This is a genomic window from Shewanella psychropiezotolerans, assembly GCF_007197555.1.
In the GTDB taxonomy this organism is placed as follows: domain Bacteria; phylum Pseudomonadota; class Gammaproteobacteria; order Enterobacterales; family Shewanellaceae; genus Shewanella; species Shewanella psychropiezotolerans.
On sequence record NZ_CP041614.1, the window covers coordinates 3,738,206 to 3,754,455 of the forward strand.

The window sequence follows — 16,250 nt, forward strand, 5'->3', positions numbered from 1 at the left end:
GTGCAAAATACAAGACCTGACCCCGAACTCCACTATAAAAGCTGATGACATAGCCTCACTTTACTACTGTTTATTTACACAGTTATAATAGTGATTGTGCATTTTCGCCACTATATGGGTGGAAAAGGAAGGCTCTCTAAAGCTAAAAACTGCTAAGCAACTGTTTACAGGCAAGTATCCCCTACAGTTAAATCAAAGCACATCACAAATAAGTAAATTCTGGTTTTCACCATAAGAGGTGTTAGCGAAATTGCTGACTCTAACTTCGTAAGGCATTGAACTTGTGATTATTTTGGGTTAAATTGTTAACATGAAAACAACTTGGCTGTATGTTCTTATTCGGAATTCAGCCTAATATACTGTTAGCTCTTAATGAGAGCAGGAAAATATGGAAACTGCTGAAGTATCAGAAAGTTTTTGGGGCGACAAGCTCTATCAACAGCGTGCAAGAGAAGCACTACCATTATTAGTTAGGCAAGCTCTTGTGGGGGAAAAAATATTCTATTCTCAGCTCGCTGATGAAATGAGTATGCCCAACGCTCGGAACTTAAATTACGTTTTGGGCTGTATTGGCTCTACATTAATCGAGCTTGGCGAAGAGCATGATATAGATATACCTCCTATTCAATGTCTAGTTGTAAACAAGACTACAGAGCTTCCTGGAGAAGGAATCGGTTGGTTCATCTCGGACTCAGATTTTCGCAAGCTAAATAAGAAGCAAAAAAAAGTCGTGGTCGATAGTCAGCTTGCAAAAATATATGCATTCCCAGACTGGCTGAAAATTTTAAAATTACTTGGTTTAAAGAAGCCTGATTTCCCTTCTCTGCCAAAACAAAAGCCCCGAAAAGGTGGGGGCGAAGGCAAAGCGCATAAAGCTCTAAAGGAATATATTGCCAAAAATCCGGTTGTAGTTGGACTATCTGATAACTGGCCAATTGGTGAAATAGAGTTCGATCTACCGTCAGGTGATTCAGTCGATGTGATGTTTTCATGGCGGAAACAGATGGTTGCAGTTGAGGTTAAGTCAAAAATATCCGATGTGGCAGATATTAGTAGAGGGCTATTTCAATGCGTAAAATACCAGTCTGTAACGGAGGCAATGCTTGGTGTGCAAGGACTTCCACAAAATGTGAGAACTGTATTGGTTCTAGAGTCAAAATTCCCATCAAGCCTTAAAACAACGCAGCATATGCTTGGAATTGAAGTTATTGATGAAATTCAACCATCATGAAGCACGAACTCTGGATAGAAAATGAAGACGAGCAGACGTTTTGTCTTTCCGGCCCTCATGGTGATGACGCTCGACGCTTGCTGGAGCCTGAAGCAAAGCTCACATGGACATGCGAGGCCTCCTCTAATTTCGAGGCAATGACAAAGTACTACGAGCACATGAGCTGGGGAGAGTATAAATCTGACTACCCAGAAGAAAACAAAAAAACATATTCTGAGCTTGGCTGGGAGTAACATGCATTTAACAAGCGCAGGCTGCCGGACTAAATGGCGCGTCATCCACTTTGCAAAAGACCGCAAAGCGGCCGCCACCCCATTTGTCCGCTGCTGCGGGCGTTATGTGCAAAATCAAATCAGGTTGCGTGACCAATTGAAAAATTTAATTATTAGAAAAGCATCATCGAAAGATCAATTAGCTTTACTTAACTTAGAACAAAAAGTAATTGAAGCAGAGCGACCTTTTAACAATACAATAAAGCCTGAAAATGCAATTTATTATGATCTAAAAAATTTAGTTACAGATGATGCTTCCCACTTAGTGGTCGCTGAACTTAAGGGAAAAATTATTGGATCTGGTTACGCTCAAATTAGAGAGTCTAAGAAATCACTTAAACATACCAAACATGCTTATCTTGGCTTTATGTATGTCGAACCAGATTACAGAGGATTAGGTATAAATAAGCTGATTATGGAAAGTCTTATTGATTGGAGTAAACAACAGGATATATTTGACTTGTATTTAGATGTTTATGATGGAAATGATGCCGCCATAAGAGCTTATGAAAAAGTTGGTTTTGTTAAGTCTTTAGTTGAAATGAAAATAAATCTCGGTGTGTAATTAAGCACATAACTAAGGATAGGTCGCACGCAGCCGCGTCCTATCCTTATTAGTTATACGCTGATTACATATGAAGAGTAAACCTCAACATATCGTAATGCTGTAATCCATTTTCGTAAATAGGCTCATCATAATTATCAACGAAGAAGTTTTTAAAAACCTCTTCGGCTCTAAAGCCAAGCCTTTGGTAAAAAGCTAACTGATGCCCAAATGTACCAGTGCCTAGTATCAATTTTGTTACATTCCGATTCTTAAGCTCACTAATAACAAACTCAAGCAACTTTGTCCCGATGCCTTGCCCTTGCATATTTTGAAACGAAGCAATATTAAATAGCTCAATTTCACCATCAGTATTTGAGTTTACAACGCAGACACTTACAAGCTCGTTTTCTACAAAAGCACCAAAGCAAGTTGCACCATTTAGATAGTCACGAACTTTAGATTCTAGAGGATCAGCAAGAAGCAATAAATTCATTGGAACAAGATCACAAGGTACTTCTCTATATTGGATCAATTAACACTCCAAAATGGACTAGCGTATAACGCCCGCATTCGGGCTGGCTTGGAGCGCAGCGGAAAGCCAGTCCGACAACATGCGCTTGTTAACATTACGACTTTGACTCATATTCTTCATCTATTTCTTTAGCAATAACTTCAAGGGTTTTTATTTGCTCAGAAACAAAAGATGCAAATATGTATACATCTTTATCATTGAGCTTTGCTTCAGGATAACTGTCAAAATATGCTTTGATTTCAGACATTGGATAAGCTATTAACTCATAATGATAATTTACAGAGTCATAAACATTCCACTCGCCTCGCTCTTCCAATTTAGCCTGAAAGTCATCCAAGCAATCTTGGATACACTTCACATGTATTGCGCCTAGTGAAAATGCAGAGCTATTAAATGAGGCTTCAAATATTTTGCTAAAGAAATAGCTTATTGTGTGTGGAAAACACTCGGCCAATTTGACATCTTTATGCTTTTCTCGATGTTCCATTTCTTGAGCCTCCAGCTCTTTGATAACTTTTTCTAAAAGCTCACCTAAATAAGTATTCTGGGTTTCAAGAAGTTTAGGAATTACAACATGCGACATTTCATAGTCTTTATCATCTGAGTATGCTGTCATAAGTTCAAAGCTCAGCGGTGACAAAGAAAACCTTGAAATAAAGCAGGACTTCACAAGCCCATTTTCTTTTTGCATTCCTGGGTGGCCTGCTGCGCTATTTCTTATCATTCTGATTTGTTGCAACTCTTTCGGGAGCTTGATCTTAATACCCAAAACATCAGCAATGTGTTTTGCTGCATCCTGCTGAAGCAGCAAGGTTTGCAGTATCCCATAGACGATCAAGTAGGCAGCGCCATCTCCTTCAGTTTTACAAAGTGAAGGGTATGCTGCTATGGCAAGCTCAGTATCTCCGATTAAATCGAGGGAGCTGCATAGCTTGTTCCAGCCTGCGCGCTTATTGAGCAACGTAGATTGACGTCTAGGGCTATTTATAAAATCCCTAATTTTCCTTTCTAGCTCGGTAATATCCATAATAGTGTTAACGCTTTGCTAAGCGACAATAAAATTGTTGGCTAAAATTAGCGAGGAACGAGCAAAAGCCAACTGTTTTTTGTCCGTTTAAGCAACTTGTTAAATTGCAATCTACTTTGATAGAGGTAGCAAAATAGGTACTTTAAATTTGATTCGGCTGACTGAACTGTTTTGATTAGAAGCCTGAGATGCCGAAGTTACAGAAATTTCGCCCATATCTCCTCCACCCTCAGAAGTACTACTTGCTTCTTTAACTGTTACAGCTACATCAAACTCCACACCTTGCAGAGGGACATATGTTTCCACGCAAAAGCTATAATCAGTAGCTTTACCATCCATTCGAGCGGTACTTGGATTTATTTTTGCATTTTTAGTTTCACTGTACTTTTGTGCTGAAGAAACACCGTCTATGATCTGTTTTAAAGTTTGTGATACAAAGTTTTCGAGTTGCATGACTACCCCAATAATGAAACGATTAAAGAACCAATAGATGCAATACTTGCAAATGTTGGCAAAGAGTTTACCAGCGCGCCCACAACAACTTTACTTGGTTTTTCAGATTGGCACTGAGAATCTATTGCATCAACAACTTCTAGGGCATCTTGAGTCTCTTGCTCAGTTAGTTTCAGGCGCTTAATTTCTTCGCGTAGCGCGAATACACTCTCAAGTAGCTCACCATTATTATTTACAATATTTGTCGAGTTATCGACAGAGTTATTGTTTACTCTATTGTTTGCACCATTCAAATTATATGTAATTGATTGAATAGCTTTATCAGCTTCAGGTAATCCAAGATTTTTGTGAACAATTTGATAACCAGCGGGATACCACCTAAACCCTCATGGAAGCCAGGATCTATAACTTCATATGTTTGCATTGCTCCATTAGACATGGCTCTTTGAATTAAGTCACCAGTTTCTATCAAAATGTCGGAACGCTGAATAAATGTCTTCTTTGTTTGAACACTCGCTTGAATGTCTTCGAAAACTTCACCATTTGCTTTTAACACTGATACTTTATCTTTCATCAAACTTGAAAATGGCACATCGGCCTCCTTGCAATTTAACACCCTGTTAACAGGCAATAAAATAGTTGGTTCAAATATGCGACGAAGGAGCAAAACCAACTGTTTTTTGTCCTTGTTTAACAGCTTGTTATGTACTTTTACACAACTCTTCGATAATGCTACTTTTATGTTTAGAATACAACTCTGATATGGCTTTAGCTTCCATAGCTTTCCATGACGGAAACTTAGTTGTTTTGACTATGAAGTTATTCCATTCTTGAGAATTAAGATCATTCTGGTGATCAATTTCAATATTCGAGCTATCAACATACTCTCGCAAGGAGTTTACACCGGTATTATTTTGGATAAAGTTATCTGTTAAAACTTCAATAAGTTGAAAGTTACTCTTTAATTGATATTCACCTTTTCTATTACATTTTGAGCACAAAAAACATAATTTACTACCAATATCCCACTCATGGATTTTCATTCTTGTTGTAAATTTTTTCGAGCAACAAGAACAGTTTTGAGCAACTAAATCGTCTTGTTTTTGACGTTTATTGAAACACTTTTGACATAGAGAATTTTCTTCACCATTGACCGTAATACTATATCGATTTTCTTTTTGGTGGCTTATTACGCTATTACAATCTAAACAATTAGATTGCTTAGGGTTTAAATAGTAAATAAGAATAACTACTGATGAAATGAAGGCAAAAATCAAAGCAATTGTATTTTCTAAATCATCCATAGTTAGCCAAAACTCTCGAAGTACATAACAGTATATTAGGCTGAATTCCGAATAAGAACGGTCTTAATAAGAACAGGTCGCCAGAACTTTAATCACTCAAGACTAACAGTAAATCAATGTCCCAACAATGACTTATAACATAGGAAGAACTCTATCCCAGTTTCTCTGCCCGAGTGAAACAAAGAACCTCTATCATTGCATAAAGTGCAATGTTCAAGCAGGAAGAAAAGTCACTAGGCTCCGGCTCACACGATAATTCTGGTGCTGGTCTTATATGTTGCGTCTCACATTAGCTTTTCTATTGCCAAAGCTTTACTTGTGCTACTTAACTCTTCTATCAGTGAAACTGATTTTGGAGCATAAATGTTTTACTCAAGATCCCTGCAGAATATGATTCTTTAGCAAATCCCAATATAACTGATAGGCAATGATCTGCTCGTCATACCAATCATGCTTATTGTAAATAGCCATGATCCCACCCAACTCGTGGCCCAACATTTTTTCGGTTACATGCGGCATTATTTTTTGCTCACTTAATCGAGTTGATATTGTTCGCCTGAAATCATGCGGTACAAAGTGAGGATAATCGAGTTGCTCATTAAGACGTTGCACATAACGATTTAGCGCATGCGTAGAAAGCGCTTTATCCTGGCTTAAGCCCTCGATCAAGAAATGCCGGTCTTGCCCATAAATAAAATCTAACGACTCAATGATACTGATGCTTTGGTTGCTTAATGGCCGCCGAATCATTTTGCCCGTTTTAGAGCGTTCTTTAGGCAATATCCATATCGCTTTATCAAGATTGAACTCGCAGCGTTCAGCGCCTCTTATCTCAGCATTACGAGCACCTGTTAGAATAAGTAGCTTTACACAAGCTTTGGTTTTCGGTGTGGCTCTACTCGCCTCAACTTGACGCCATAACCCTGCCATCTCACTCCACTCTAATACGCGCTCTCTGCGCGACTGGTGAGCACCTATTGCCTTAATGGGTATATCTAAGCATGCTGATGATTTAATTTCGCCACGGACTTTTGACCAGCGTATCACCGTTTTTAAACGCTTAAGAATACTGCCGGCGTTTGCGGCTGTCGTATCATCTCTTACGCCATCGAGTAATTTAATCCATTCTGTGTATCGGTACCGCTCAACATCGATATTGAAATTTGGCATTATGTACTTGGAGATAAAGCTTTCATACAGAACAACAGTCGTTGGCGATAGCTGAGGGTGAGCGTATGCTTTCATAAAGTCATTGCAGATATCACCAAGCAGCCGGGCAGCACCTCTATTAACGCCATGGCAACGAGGGTCCAAGTTGTCAACTAACAGCTGCCTATACTCCAGCCCAGTTACACGAGCCTCGGAAAGTTTGATATCCGGGTACCGACCAATTTTGATTCGCTGTTGCTTAGCTTGCCAACGAAAGCGATAATAAAAGGCAATGACAGCATTCTTTGTAATTCGTACACTTAAACCATCACGATCAGCAATCTCAATGGGGCCGTGGTAAGGTGCTTTTATATTCCTTAATTTACTATCAGATAATGCCATTTGCTCAACCTTCGCGTGATGCACATTGTTAACAATTGTGATGCACATTATGATGCACAATTTTATTTTAACACTGTAATTCAAAGTTGAACAGAAACGAACCTAACTTACCCTTAAGTACTGATATTCAAATGAAATATTCGTATTTTCGATACATAAGCGAACTATGAATAACACTAAGAAACAAGATACAATTTTCTGGCACGATTACGAGACTTTCGGTGCAAACCCGTCAAAAGACAGACCATCACAGTTTGCCGGGATCAGAACAGATATGGATCTCAATATCGTCTCTGAACCTGTGACCTTTTACTGCAAGGTGGCAAACGATTACCTGCCCTCACCAGAGGCCATACTAATCACGGGTATCACCCCACAACTTGCCAACCTTAAGGGCATGCCAGAAACGGAATTTATGGCTAAGGTTAATGAGCAGTTCAGTCAGCCAAATACCTGTGTGGCTGGATATAACTCCATCCGCTTCGATGATGAAGTCACCCGCTATGGTTTCTATCGTAACTTCATCGATCCCTATGCACGTGAGTGGCAAAAAGGAAATTCGCGCTGGGATATTATCGATCTGGTCAGAGCCTGCTACGCTTTCAGACCCGAAGGCATTGAATGGCCACTAAAAGAAGATGGTACGCCAAGTTTTAAGTTAGAGCACCTCACCAAAGCGAATGGCCTGAGCCATGAGAAAGCCCACGATGCCATGTCAGATGTGTATGCCACCATAGATATGGCAAAACTCATTAAGCAGAAGCAACCTAAGCTGTTTGACTATTATTTTCAGCTGAGACGCAAGCAGGAAGTCAGCAAACAGCTTGATGTCCTCAACATGCAGCCCTTGGTCCATGTGAGTTCTAAAATCAGTGCCGAACATGGCTGCACCACGCTTATCGCACCTGTGGCGCATCACTCCAGCAATAAGAATGCCATTATCTGTGTCAATCTGGCCATGGACATCTCGCCTCTTATCGAATTGGATGCGGAGCAGATCAGGGAGCGCATGTATACCCGCAGGGACGATCTCGCCGCCGATGAACTGCCTATCAGCGTGAAACAGATACATATCAATAAATGTCCCTTTGTGACATCACCTAAGATACTCACGGATGAGCTTGCTCAGCGACTCAATATTGATAAAGCCTTCGCCAGAGAGCAATACAAGTTATTGAAACAGCATCCGGAGTTAAGAGAGAAGTTGGTCGCCGTCTTCGACGTAGAACATGACAATGGCAGCCAAGATCCCGATCTTCAACTCTATAGCGGTGGCTTCTTCAGCTCGGCAGATAAAGAGAAAATGGAGATTATCCGTCATACCTTGCCACAAAACCTGGCGGCCCTTGAGCTCAATTTCGATGATCAGAGGCTCAAGGAGATGTTGTTTAGATACCGGGCCAGAAACTACCCGGCAACGTTAGATGAGTCTGAGTCGATGAAGTGGAGAGACTTCTGTCAATCCAGGCTGAACGATCCAGAATATATGATGCGTTTAGAAAACCTGGTCAATGACACTGCAAACGATGAAGAGAAACAGAAGTTACTAACAGCTTTATGTCATTATCTTAGCAATTTATAGGCTTGAGTCGGGTAAGTGCGACTTAGATCTCATTATCTTTGAAATGCACTTACTAATATGATCTTCATGAATTTAACAAAAGTAGGACATGGCAGATGCAAGATAGATTTATAAACTGTATTTCTCAGTTACCGAAACCACTCTCAGATGCACTCATTCCTTTATTACACGAGGATTTTGCCGGCCATATCGATGCCCAGCAATTAGCTGAATTAGTTAAAGCCAGTGGCTTAACCGAAGAAAAATTACTACTGGCCCTGTTACCCGTAGCGGCGGCGCTTGCCAGACCCCCTATCAGTGATTTCCATGTCGGCGCCATTGCTAAAGGGAAAAGCGGCGATATCTACATGGGTGGAAATATGGAGTTGCCCGGTGAAGCCCTGTTTCACTCGGTCCATGCGGAGCAGAGTGCGATAAGTCACGCTTGGCTCAGCGGAGAGACTCAGATAGTCGATATCGTGGTGAATTTTTCTCCCTGCGGCCATTGCCGTCAATTTATGAATGAATTAGTCGAAGGCGCTCAGGTTAGAATCCACCTACCTGAGCAAAAAGCGCAACCACTCACACACTACTTGCCTTATGCGTTTGGCCCGTCGGATCTCAATGTCACAGCACCACTGCTATCCAAGCAAGTCCATGAGCTAAGTTTAGACAGTTCAGATCCCATGATCATCGAAGCCTTAGACCATGCAAGCCTGAGTTACGCTCCCTATACCAGTAGTTTTGCCGCAGTGGTATTAGAAACGAAAGACGGTGCCACCTATTGTGGACGCTATGCCGAGAATGCGGCATTTAATCCCTCTATGTTACCTATGCAGATGGCGCTATCGACCATGGCTCGCCACAACAGACTCTTTAGCGAGATAGCCCGGGCTGTGCTGATCGAATCCGCCCAAGGCAAGATATCCCTAGTCGGTGCAACTATGGATGCGCTACATGCCGTCGCCGCAGTAGAGCTCGAGCATATCGTGCTAGACCCGGAATAAACCTTTCTTTATCCCATTAAAAAGGACTGATATTTCAGTCCTTTTTGTTATACACAGATCAGCTCGTGAGCTATTTACGATTCCTTTCCAACTTAGCCAACAGACTCGAGGTATCCCATCTGTTGCCACCGATTGCCTGAACCTCTGAGTAAAATTGATCCACCAAGGCCGTCAAGGGTAAGTGAGAGCCATTTGTTCTCGCTTCATTCAGGGCAATATTGAGATCTTTTCTCATCCAGTCGACGGCAAACCCCAGGTTATACTCGCCTTGCCACATGGTTTGATAACGATTTTCCATTTGCCAGGATTGTGCCGCCCCCTTGCTGATCACCTCGATGACTTTCTCACCATCGAGTCCGGCGCTGCGAGCAAAGTGCAAACCTTCCGCCAAGCCTTGTACCACACCCGCGATACATATTTGATTGACCATTTTAGTCAACTGACCCGCACCCACTTCACCTAAACGTTCTACACAACGAGAATATGCCTTGATAACCGACACAGCCTCGCCAAAAACCGTTTCATCACCACCGACCATCACAGTCAGCACGCCATTTTCGGCACCCGCCTGTCCGCCTGACACGGGAGCATCGAGGAAACCTATGCCAGCTTTGGCCGCAATGGCGCCAATTTCTCTGGCAATATCGGCGGATGCTGTTGTATGATCAACCAAAATTGTGCCTGAGTTCATGCCTGCAAGCACCCCGTCGTCGCCTAATGTAACCTGCCTTAGGTCGTCATCATTGCCGACACAGATAAACACCATATCTTGTCCCTGGGCGGCGAGTTTAGGTGTTAGATGACACTTACCGCCAAATTCAGCGACCCAATCTTGGGCTTTTGATTCTGTGCGGTTGTAGACGCTAACCTCATGCCCCGACTTAACCAAGTGACCCGCCATGGGATAACCCATCACGCCTAATCCGATAAATGCTAGTTTCGCCATCTCACTTCCTAATTATTATTTTAAAGACAGGTATAAAAAAGGCACCCCAAGGTGCTCTGTTACAAAGATCGTCGAATCAGCTAAGCTCCTTTTTTATTCTAGACTGAATAGTTTACTGTTCCGTTGCACCATATACCCCAAATACAGTGTGCTATCGTCGATGATATCAGGTATGTACAAAAAAATACTCAGGATACGAGCGTGTTGTTCGAGTTAATAGCTCACCGAAATGAACGACACAGCCTGATAATCACCTCAAATCAATCATTTGAAGAGTAGCATAAACGGTTTAATGATACGGCGATGACCGTAGCCATAAACAGGCTTGTTCATCTATTAAAGTTTGAGCGATTCAACAAAGCCAAAGCGAGACGTTACAACTACACCCTTCCAAAAAATTGGTAACTGTCAGATCAAGTCTGAGCCACTACACCTTAAAGAAAGACAATACTTGATTCTGTCTTTCAGCCAGTGTAGCAAGTTCTTGTGAAGCTTGCAGTGTCTGATCTACAGCTGCAACATTTTCATTCACCAAATCAAACGTTCTTGTTGTGTTTTTCGCTATGTCTTCTGTCACGCTGTATTGCTCTTGTGAAGCAGCAGCAACTAAAGCGTTAATGTCTGATATGGCTTGAACGGAATGAGAAATGTCGTCAAAGGATGCTTTTACATTTTCAGATAATTTAACCGACTCTCGAATAGAAATCACATTCGCAATCATATTGTCATTCGATTTTTCCGATTGAGCTTGAAGCTTTGAAATAATCCCTTGAATGTTTTCTGTTGATTTCTGTGTTTTCCCTGCTAAATCACGCACTTCATCCGCAACTACAGCAAACCCCCGTCCTTGCTCACCAGCACGAGCCGCTTCAATCGTTGCGTTTAAGGCTAATAAATTGGTTTGCTCAGAAATAGCACTAATTATATTGGTGACGTCACTAATTATATTAGTGCTATTTTTTAGCTCTTCAATCATATTAGCTGTTTCTTGCACCGAAGTATTGATACTTTGTGTCAATACAATCAACTGCATTAAGACTTTATTCCCTTTCTGAACATTATCAATGGCTTCTCTTGTTTCATCTTCGGCCTGAACCGCATTCCACGATACCTCTTTTGAAGTACTGGATAACTCACTGATAGCGGTTGATATCTCTTCTATCTGTGATAATTCACTTTGTGTATTTTTAGCTGTATTTGTCATTACAGTTGTAAGTTCTTCAGAAGAGGACATGACATTATCAGATATAAAAAGTGAAGTGTTAATCACACCTAACAGTTTTTCATTTAATTTAATAACCGAAGCATAAATACCAGTTTCTTTACCTGTCACTGTAAATATTTGAGATAAGTTACCGTTAGCAAGTTCGGAAACCATCCCCTCAATATTTACAGGCTCTCCACCAACAGAGTTAAGCAAATACTTATAAATAAATACAAAATAAAATAAAGTAACGATTATTAAGACTGAGGAAGAAGTAATTATTATTTTGGTATAGTTGGATAAATCTTCCTTAACGTAATTCTTGGAACTCTTAAGCCTAGCATCAACTAATTTTAACAGTTGCTGAACAGGGTGGTGTATTTTATACAGCTCATCTTTATATTGTTTAGAGTATAATAAATCTAGAGCGCCACTTACATTTCCAGACTTCATCATATTTGCACTTTTAGTTTCGAGAACGACTAATTGATTAGATAAAGAAAAACTCTTATCATAATACTTCATTTCTTCTCCAATAAACCCTAAACCTATGAGTATATCCCTTTGTGACACTATTTCGCCTCCTTTAATTGATAAATTAGGTCGTGGGATCTCACCTCCTCTCCATTTAACGATATTTTCATAACGCTTTAAAAACAGTTCATCTTTTGATGATGCATACATTCTAATATTGCTAGTTAAATCCGCGCTTGTTTGAAGAAACTCTGTGAGCATCATCACGCTACTTAATGATGCCTCTGTAAATTTTTCTGACCTTGCACTAGATAATGAATATAAATAAAAAATAAACAGAAAAAATGAGATCGATATAATAATAAAACTACCGAAACAATATAAATGACGCTTTAACATAATTCAAATCTCTCCTCTTTTTGTAGTAAGACGTTATTCTATGTCTCTCCGCCAGCCAATAAACACCTCGGCTTCAACACATTCATATTCACACTGCTTACTTTTATGTGGTTAACAATAATAGCTAACATATCCATCAGTAACACGGGTTATCCTAGATACTACTATTCATGGAGAAGCTAAGTACTTAGTCAGATATTTGAGTAACCCTCGATAATACTTCGTCGGGAATTTTTTACCATTTACAATATGTGCGTAGAATCCCTTAGGGTGTTTAACCCAGAGTCCCCTAATTATTTAATCTGATTCACTATTAAAATATCAGCCTGTTGCACACACCATAAATACTTAAGGTTAAGTATAACAAATACCGATTACGCTCTAGTCCGATAATATAAACACACGCAAATTAAATCATAAGTTAAAGTGTCTTATTAGCTGCCTTGTCAGACAGCTAATATTAACTTTTAACTCAGTTATAATCGATGTTAGTTTTAGTTTCATACTAATAATACTTATCCCTAAACAGATAGTGTAATTAAAGCGAATTTGGTTTTGGAACGGCTATTTTATGAACGACCTTTTAAATATTAAGTTATGTTTGTTCATCATGTTATTGTTGAACCAATGCTTATCATGCTACTTCAAAACTTTAAACTACAAAAGTTAACTCACCTTCTACAGTATTCAATGCGACTCTCTATGAGCCGTGATTAATAAAGAAGATAAAAGGAACACAAAGTGCACATTGTCATAAAAACCACAGTAATAGCTATTGGCTTATCTTTACTTAGCGCATGTGGTGGTTCAAGTTCTGATGAGGGGGATAAAACCGTCCCCTCTGAATCAAAAGTAACCCCAGCTTACTTTGAAAACGGTATTCAAAATTTGAAAAAAGATTACTTACCTTTACATCTAAATATTATCAGTATGAGAAGTGAGGCCATTAATTTTTCGATTGGATTACCTAAAGGTAATGGATATTCAGGTTTGGTTTTTTCAAATCTAAATAAAACTCATTCTAATATGACTCAACAAGTGTGGCGTAGTGGTAATGACCAAAGTGTTCAAATTCACATGAGTCAAGTGAATAAAAAATTAAAGCTGAAAGTGAATAACAGTGATGGTAATAAACCGTGGAAGTTAGAAAGAGATATTAATGTCGCCAAGGACGCTGGCTATTTGATTGTGACTCCCAAGAAGCAGATATTGAAGGTGTAGATCCAGTTGCGTTTATAGAGGAACTAGATAGTAATGCAGAAATAGGCGATTATTTTAGCATTATCAATCGGTTTTCAGATCCGACTTTAGGCTCTACTGATTCCGATATCTGCCTAGTGGCTGTTAGTCAGAGCAGTGATGCCGTTTACCCAATTAGCGCATCGTTGAAACAAGAGAAGGCGACAGAATTACACGATCTTTCAATGTTAAATCAAATTTGGCGTTTAGCTGTGGTGACAAAAGCTAAGTTGAATGTTCTAGACGTATCAATCCTACCTACTGATGAACAATTAACCAGGATCCAAACAATATGCTCTGACTTTACTGTGGGGAATGGTGAAACACTCAGGCTACTAAATTCTAAAGTGACCCTATCTTCAATGACTGCAAACATCATCTACAGTCCTGCACCTGGAGAAGTCGCATTTACTGATACCAGCGTAGGTTTAACAAGCTTGGCTTGGGAAAGCGAATAAGAAAATTTGCTGTGATCTTTCTGATGTGAAAGATCCGCAAAGTCGTCGCTTCAGTTACTCAAGCCTTTTAAGGCCTTACTTTTTCTTGCTCAGCTCTATTGATGACTTGCGTCGCTAAGTGATGGTTAGATTAGCTTATTAACACCCATCCAACAAGACCACCTTAACCGGTGGTTTTTTATGGGATGAATGATATATATATCTGTTGAAATCAACCTTGAGATTGCTATATCACTCAAGCGCTATGCTAAAATCGAACCGGATAAAAAACAACCTGGTCATGATTATAGTTTGTGATGAACGCTCATTTGAGCTTGGTTACGGCAAGGAGCTGTTGTGCTGAGAAAACTTTCAAATTCCTTACCGTCAAGATGCAACAGGACCACTACAAGTCACTGACAAGATAGAATGTGGAGCCTCGGGATTTTGATTCATACATTGCTTTATCTGTGAGTGCAACCAAATCTGCTAGCTTATCAGTGTCATTTGGGTATATTCCGATGCCTATACTGGCACTGACGTTTAAAAATAAATTATGCTCAGGTAGAGATATTGTTGTTGAGATGATTTCACTAATTTTTATGGCAAAAGACTTCAGCTCACTTTGATATTTATCATGATTAAAGATGTTGAACAAAATAACAAATTCATCCCCACCCGTTCGAAATAATAAATCATCCGATCTCAATTCAGAATTCAGCCGTTCAGTTATTTTTTGTAAGATATAATTACCTGTTTCATGACCATAAGTGTCATTTATGGCTTAAATTTATTTAGGTCAAAAAATATCATACCAACTGATTTAGATAACGATATAGATCGATAAAGTCCATTGACGACCTCATGTAAATACCTTTGGTTGTATGTGCCAGTTAGGTTGTCAGTGTTAGCAGCGTTCTTTAACTCTTCAATCGTATTGTGCACAAATGAATAATCTTGGATAATGGCTAAACCATATGTGTCATTATTAACTTCCATGGTAGCGATGGATATTCTTGCGTGAAACGCCTCACCATTTGAATTAAGGCAAGGCATCACTCCCCGTGACATCATGACTTTAGCGGGTGATTTATTACTGATGTAAGATTTCATCTTCTCATAATGCGATTCTTTTACATTAGAGCTGACTAAATCGTTAACGCGCATGGTTGAAAATTGAGATTGAGTGTACCCAAACAACGCTAAACAGGGGGTATTAGCAAATATAATATTAGTATTCTTATCAGTGACCAGTATAGCGTCGCCTAGAAATTCAAGAAAAGTCTTAATATCACTTAATTCTCTCATTTAGTACCTCATTTATTACGTTTAACGACATAACCACTCAATTTTTGTGTAAACGTTTCGAATACTAAAATCTGTGCCTATGATCAAATTGTCTATTCATTTACCGCCATTCGAGTGTATTGATACTACCTATACACTTACCGTGAACTGCGGTTCTATTGCACATTCTAAAACAGTTGCTCTACACACTATTGAATAGTTAAGGATGCAACTGTGCCAACATCATTGTTAATCTGTTATTTAGTGCGCTACTTTATCGATAAAGGCGGCTCTACGATATGATTAAGCTTTGTAATTTTAATAGTTCAACAACAAAGTAAACCAGTACTACCTATGTAGCGAACGTATGTCGCGACATTACTGTTATTCTTATCTATTACAATCTTTTCAGATCCATACGGCGATTTACTGTCTTAAATTAAAACGGCCGCACAGGATCATCTCGCGGTTAGGACTAGAGGAAGGCTATGATCTGACTAAACAATCAACAACCCAAACAGGAACGTTAAGGAAACAGAATAGAGTCTATTAGCACGAATCCGTTCATTCATCGTCACTAAGTGCTCTAAGATGGAGAACATCTTAGAGCCAGCCCGTAAGTAGGTAGGTTTCTTCATGTATGAATTTTTCATTACATCATCAATGGTTCGATTTTAAAGTCAAATTATAATAATTCAACCTACTCAACCGGACAGGTATCTTTCAGGTTCTCTTGCAAAGTTCGTCGAATCAGCTAAGTTATAATTTTATAAAAAACC

The 16,250-nt window shown here is 39.6% G+C and carries 19 protein-coding genes; 8 read left to right on the top strand and 11 right to left on the bottom strand.

The genetic code is table 11. The annotated features are described in order from the left end of the window. The first annotated feature begins 388 nt into the window (after nucleotides 1-388). The 3 genes from FM037_RS16615 to FM037_RS16625 are packed head-to-tail and all read left to right on the top strand — an operon-like array spanning nucleotide 389 to nucleotide 2,068. Nucleotides 389-1,231, top strand: coding sequence for a hypothetical protein (locus FM037_RS16615; protein WP_144046885.1), 843 nt, complete (start codon nucleotides 389-391; stop codon nucleotides 1,229-1,231). Continuing rightward, the gene (locus tag FM037_RS16620) at nucleotides 1,228-1,464 is read left to right on the top strand and encodes a hypothetical protein (RefSeq protein ID WP_144046886.1); all 237 of its coding nucleotides are present in this window, start codon (nucleotides 1,228-1,230) and stop codon (nucleotides 1,462-1,464) included. The genes FM037_RS16615 and FM037_RS16620 overlap by 4 nt, the downstream gene beginning before the upstream one ends. Nucleotide 1,465: 1 nt before the next feature. Continuing rightward, nucleotides 1,466-2,068, top strand: a complete 603-nt coding sequence (locus tag FM037_RS16625; RefSeq protein ID WP_144046887.1) for a GNAT family N-acetyltransferase — start codon at nucleotides 1,466-1,468, stop codon at nucleotides 2,066-2,068. 64 nt (nucleotides 2,069-2,132) lie between these two features. Here the strand turns inward: FM037_RS16625 and FM037_RS16630 are convergent, their stop codons facing one another. The 7 genes from FM037_RS16630 to FM037_RS16655 all read right to left on the bottom strand — a co-directional run bounded on the left by FM037_RS16630 (nucleotide 2,133) and on the right by FM037_RS16655 (nucleotide 6,917). Continuing rightward, nucleotides 2,133-2,582 carry a GNAT family N-acetyltransferase gene (locus tag FM037_RS16630; protein WP_229380924.1) on the bottom strand — a complete coding sequence of 150 codons (450 nt, stop codon included), beginning with the start codon at nucleotides 2,580-2,582 and terminating at the stop codon, nucleotides 2,133-2,135. 94 nt (nucleotides 2,583-2,676) lie between these two features. After that, on the bottom strand, nucleotides 2,677-3,609 hold the full coding sequence (locus FM037_RS16635) for a hypothetical protein (RefSeq protein WP_144046888.1): 933 nt from the start codon (nucleotides 3,607-3,609) through the stop codon (nucleotides 2,677-2,679). 111 nt (nucleotides 3,610-3,720) lie between these two features. Further along, entirely contained in the window at nucleotides 3,721-4,062 is a 342-nt protein-coding gene (locus FM037_RS16640; protein WP_144046889.1) for a hypothetical protein, read from the bottom strand. Nucleotides 4,063-4,064: 2 nt separating this feature from the next. Continuing rightward, entirely contained in the window at nucleotides 4,065-4,355 is a 291-nt protein-coding gene (locus FM037_RS29585) for a hypothetical protein (RefSeq protein WP_229380925.1), read from the bottom strand. Beyond that, entirely contained in the window at nucleotides 4,352-4,654 is a 303-nt protein-coding gene (locus tag FM037_RS29590; RefSeq protein ID WP_229380926.1) for a hypothetical protein, read from the bottom strand. The genes FM037_RS29585 and FM037_RS29590 overlap by 4 nt, the downstream gene beginning before the upstream one ends. Nucleotides 4,655-4,763: 109 nt before the next feature. Beyond that, entirely contained in the window at nucleotides 4,764-5,366 is a 603-nt protein-coding gene (locus FM037_RS16650) for a hypothetical protein (protein ID WP_144046890.1), read from the bottom strand. Nucleotides 5,367-5,738: 372 nt separating this feature from the next. Next, nucleotides 5,739-6,917 carry a tyrosine-type recombinase/integrase gene (locus FM037_RS16655; RefSeq protein WP_144046891.1) on the bottom strand — a complete coding sequence of 393 codons (1,179 nt, stop codon included), beginning with the start codon at nucleotides 6,915-6,917 and terminating at the stop codon, nucleotides 5,739-5,741. Between the two features lie 166 nt (nucleotides 6,918-7,083). Here FM037_RS16655 and sbcB point away from each other — a divergent pair, with 166 nt between their 5' ends. Further along, nucleotides 7,084-8,499, top strand: coding sequence for an exodeoxyribonuclease I (gene sbcB / locus FM037_RS16660; RefSeq protein ID WP_144046892.1), 1,416 nt, complete (start codon nucleotides 7,084-7,086; stop codon nucleotides 8,497-8,499). Between the two features lie 95 nt (nucleotides 8,500-8,594). Beyond that, nucleotides 8,595-9,485, top strand: coding sequence for a cytidine deaminase (cdd, locus tag FM037_RS16665; protein ID WP_144046893.1), 891 nt, complete (start codon nucleotides 8,595-8,597; stop codon nucleotides 9,483-9,485). 70 nt (nucleotides 9,486-9,555) lie between these two features. On the opposite strand, the gene FM037_RS16670 is transcribed toward cdd, so the two are convergent. Then, complete coding sequence (locus FM037_RS16670) at nucleotides 9,556-10,431, bottom strand: NAD(P)-dependent oxidoreductase (RefSeq protein WP_144046894.1); 876 nt, start codon at nucleotides 10,429-10,431, stop codon at nucleotides 9,556-9,558. 123 nt (nucleotides 10,432-10,554) lie between these two features. On the opposite strand from FM037_RS16670, the gene FM037_RS16675 reads away from it, so the two are divergent. After that, nucleotides 10,555-10,710, top strand: a complete 156-nt coding sequence (locus FM037_RS16675) for an ATP-binding protein (RefSeq protein WP_144046895.1) — start codon at nucleotides 10,555-10,557, stop codon at nucleotides 10,708-10,710. 148 nt (nucleotides 10,711-10,858) lie between these two features. On the opposite strand, the gene FM037_RS28840 is transcribed toward FM037_RS16675, so the two are convergent. Next, complete coding sequence (locus FM037_RS28840) at nucleotides 10,859-12,508, bottom strand: methyl-accepting chemotaxis protein (RefSeq protein ID WP_221937421.1); 1,650 nt, start codon at nucleotides 12,506-12,508, stop codon at nucleotides 10,859-10,861. 741 nt (nucleotides 12,509-13,249) lie between these two features. Here FM037_RS28840 and FM037_RS16685 point away from each other — a divergent pair. After that, a complete protein-coding gene (locus FM037_RS16685) occupies nucleotides 13,250-13,729 on the top strand; it encodes a hypothetical protein (protein ID WP_144046896.1) in 480 nt (159 codons plus the stop codon). 116 nt (nucleotides 13,730-13,845) lie between these two features. Then, complete coding sequence (locus tag FM037_RS16690; RefSeq protein WP_144046897.1) at nucleotides 13,846-14,205, top strand: hypothetical protein; 360 nt, start codon at nucleotides 13,846-13,848, stop codon at nucleotides 14,203-14,205. Between the two features lie 385 nt (nucleotides 14,206-14,590). Here the strand turns inward: FM037_RS16690 and FM037_RS30460 are convergent, their stop codons facing one another. Together FM037_RS30460 and FM037_RS16700 are read right to left on the bottom strand one after the other, a co-directional pair. Then, nucleotides 14,591-14,965: a GGDEF domain-containing protein gene (locus FM037_RS30460; protein WP_144049005.1), complete on the bottom strand. Its 375-nt coding sequence runs from the start codon at nucleotides 14,963-14,965 to the stop codon at nucleotides 14,591-14,593. Further along, nucleotides 14,962-15,492, bottom strand: a complete 531-nt coding sequence (locus FM037_RS16700; RefSeq protein ID WP_144046898.1) for a PAS domain S-box protein — start codon at nucleotides 15,490-15,492, stop codon at nucleotides 14,962-14,964. Before FM037_RS16700 ends, FM037_RS30460 begins: the two co-directional genes overlap by 4 nt. Nucleotides 15,493-16,250 lie beyond the last annotated feature (758 nt).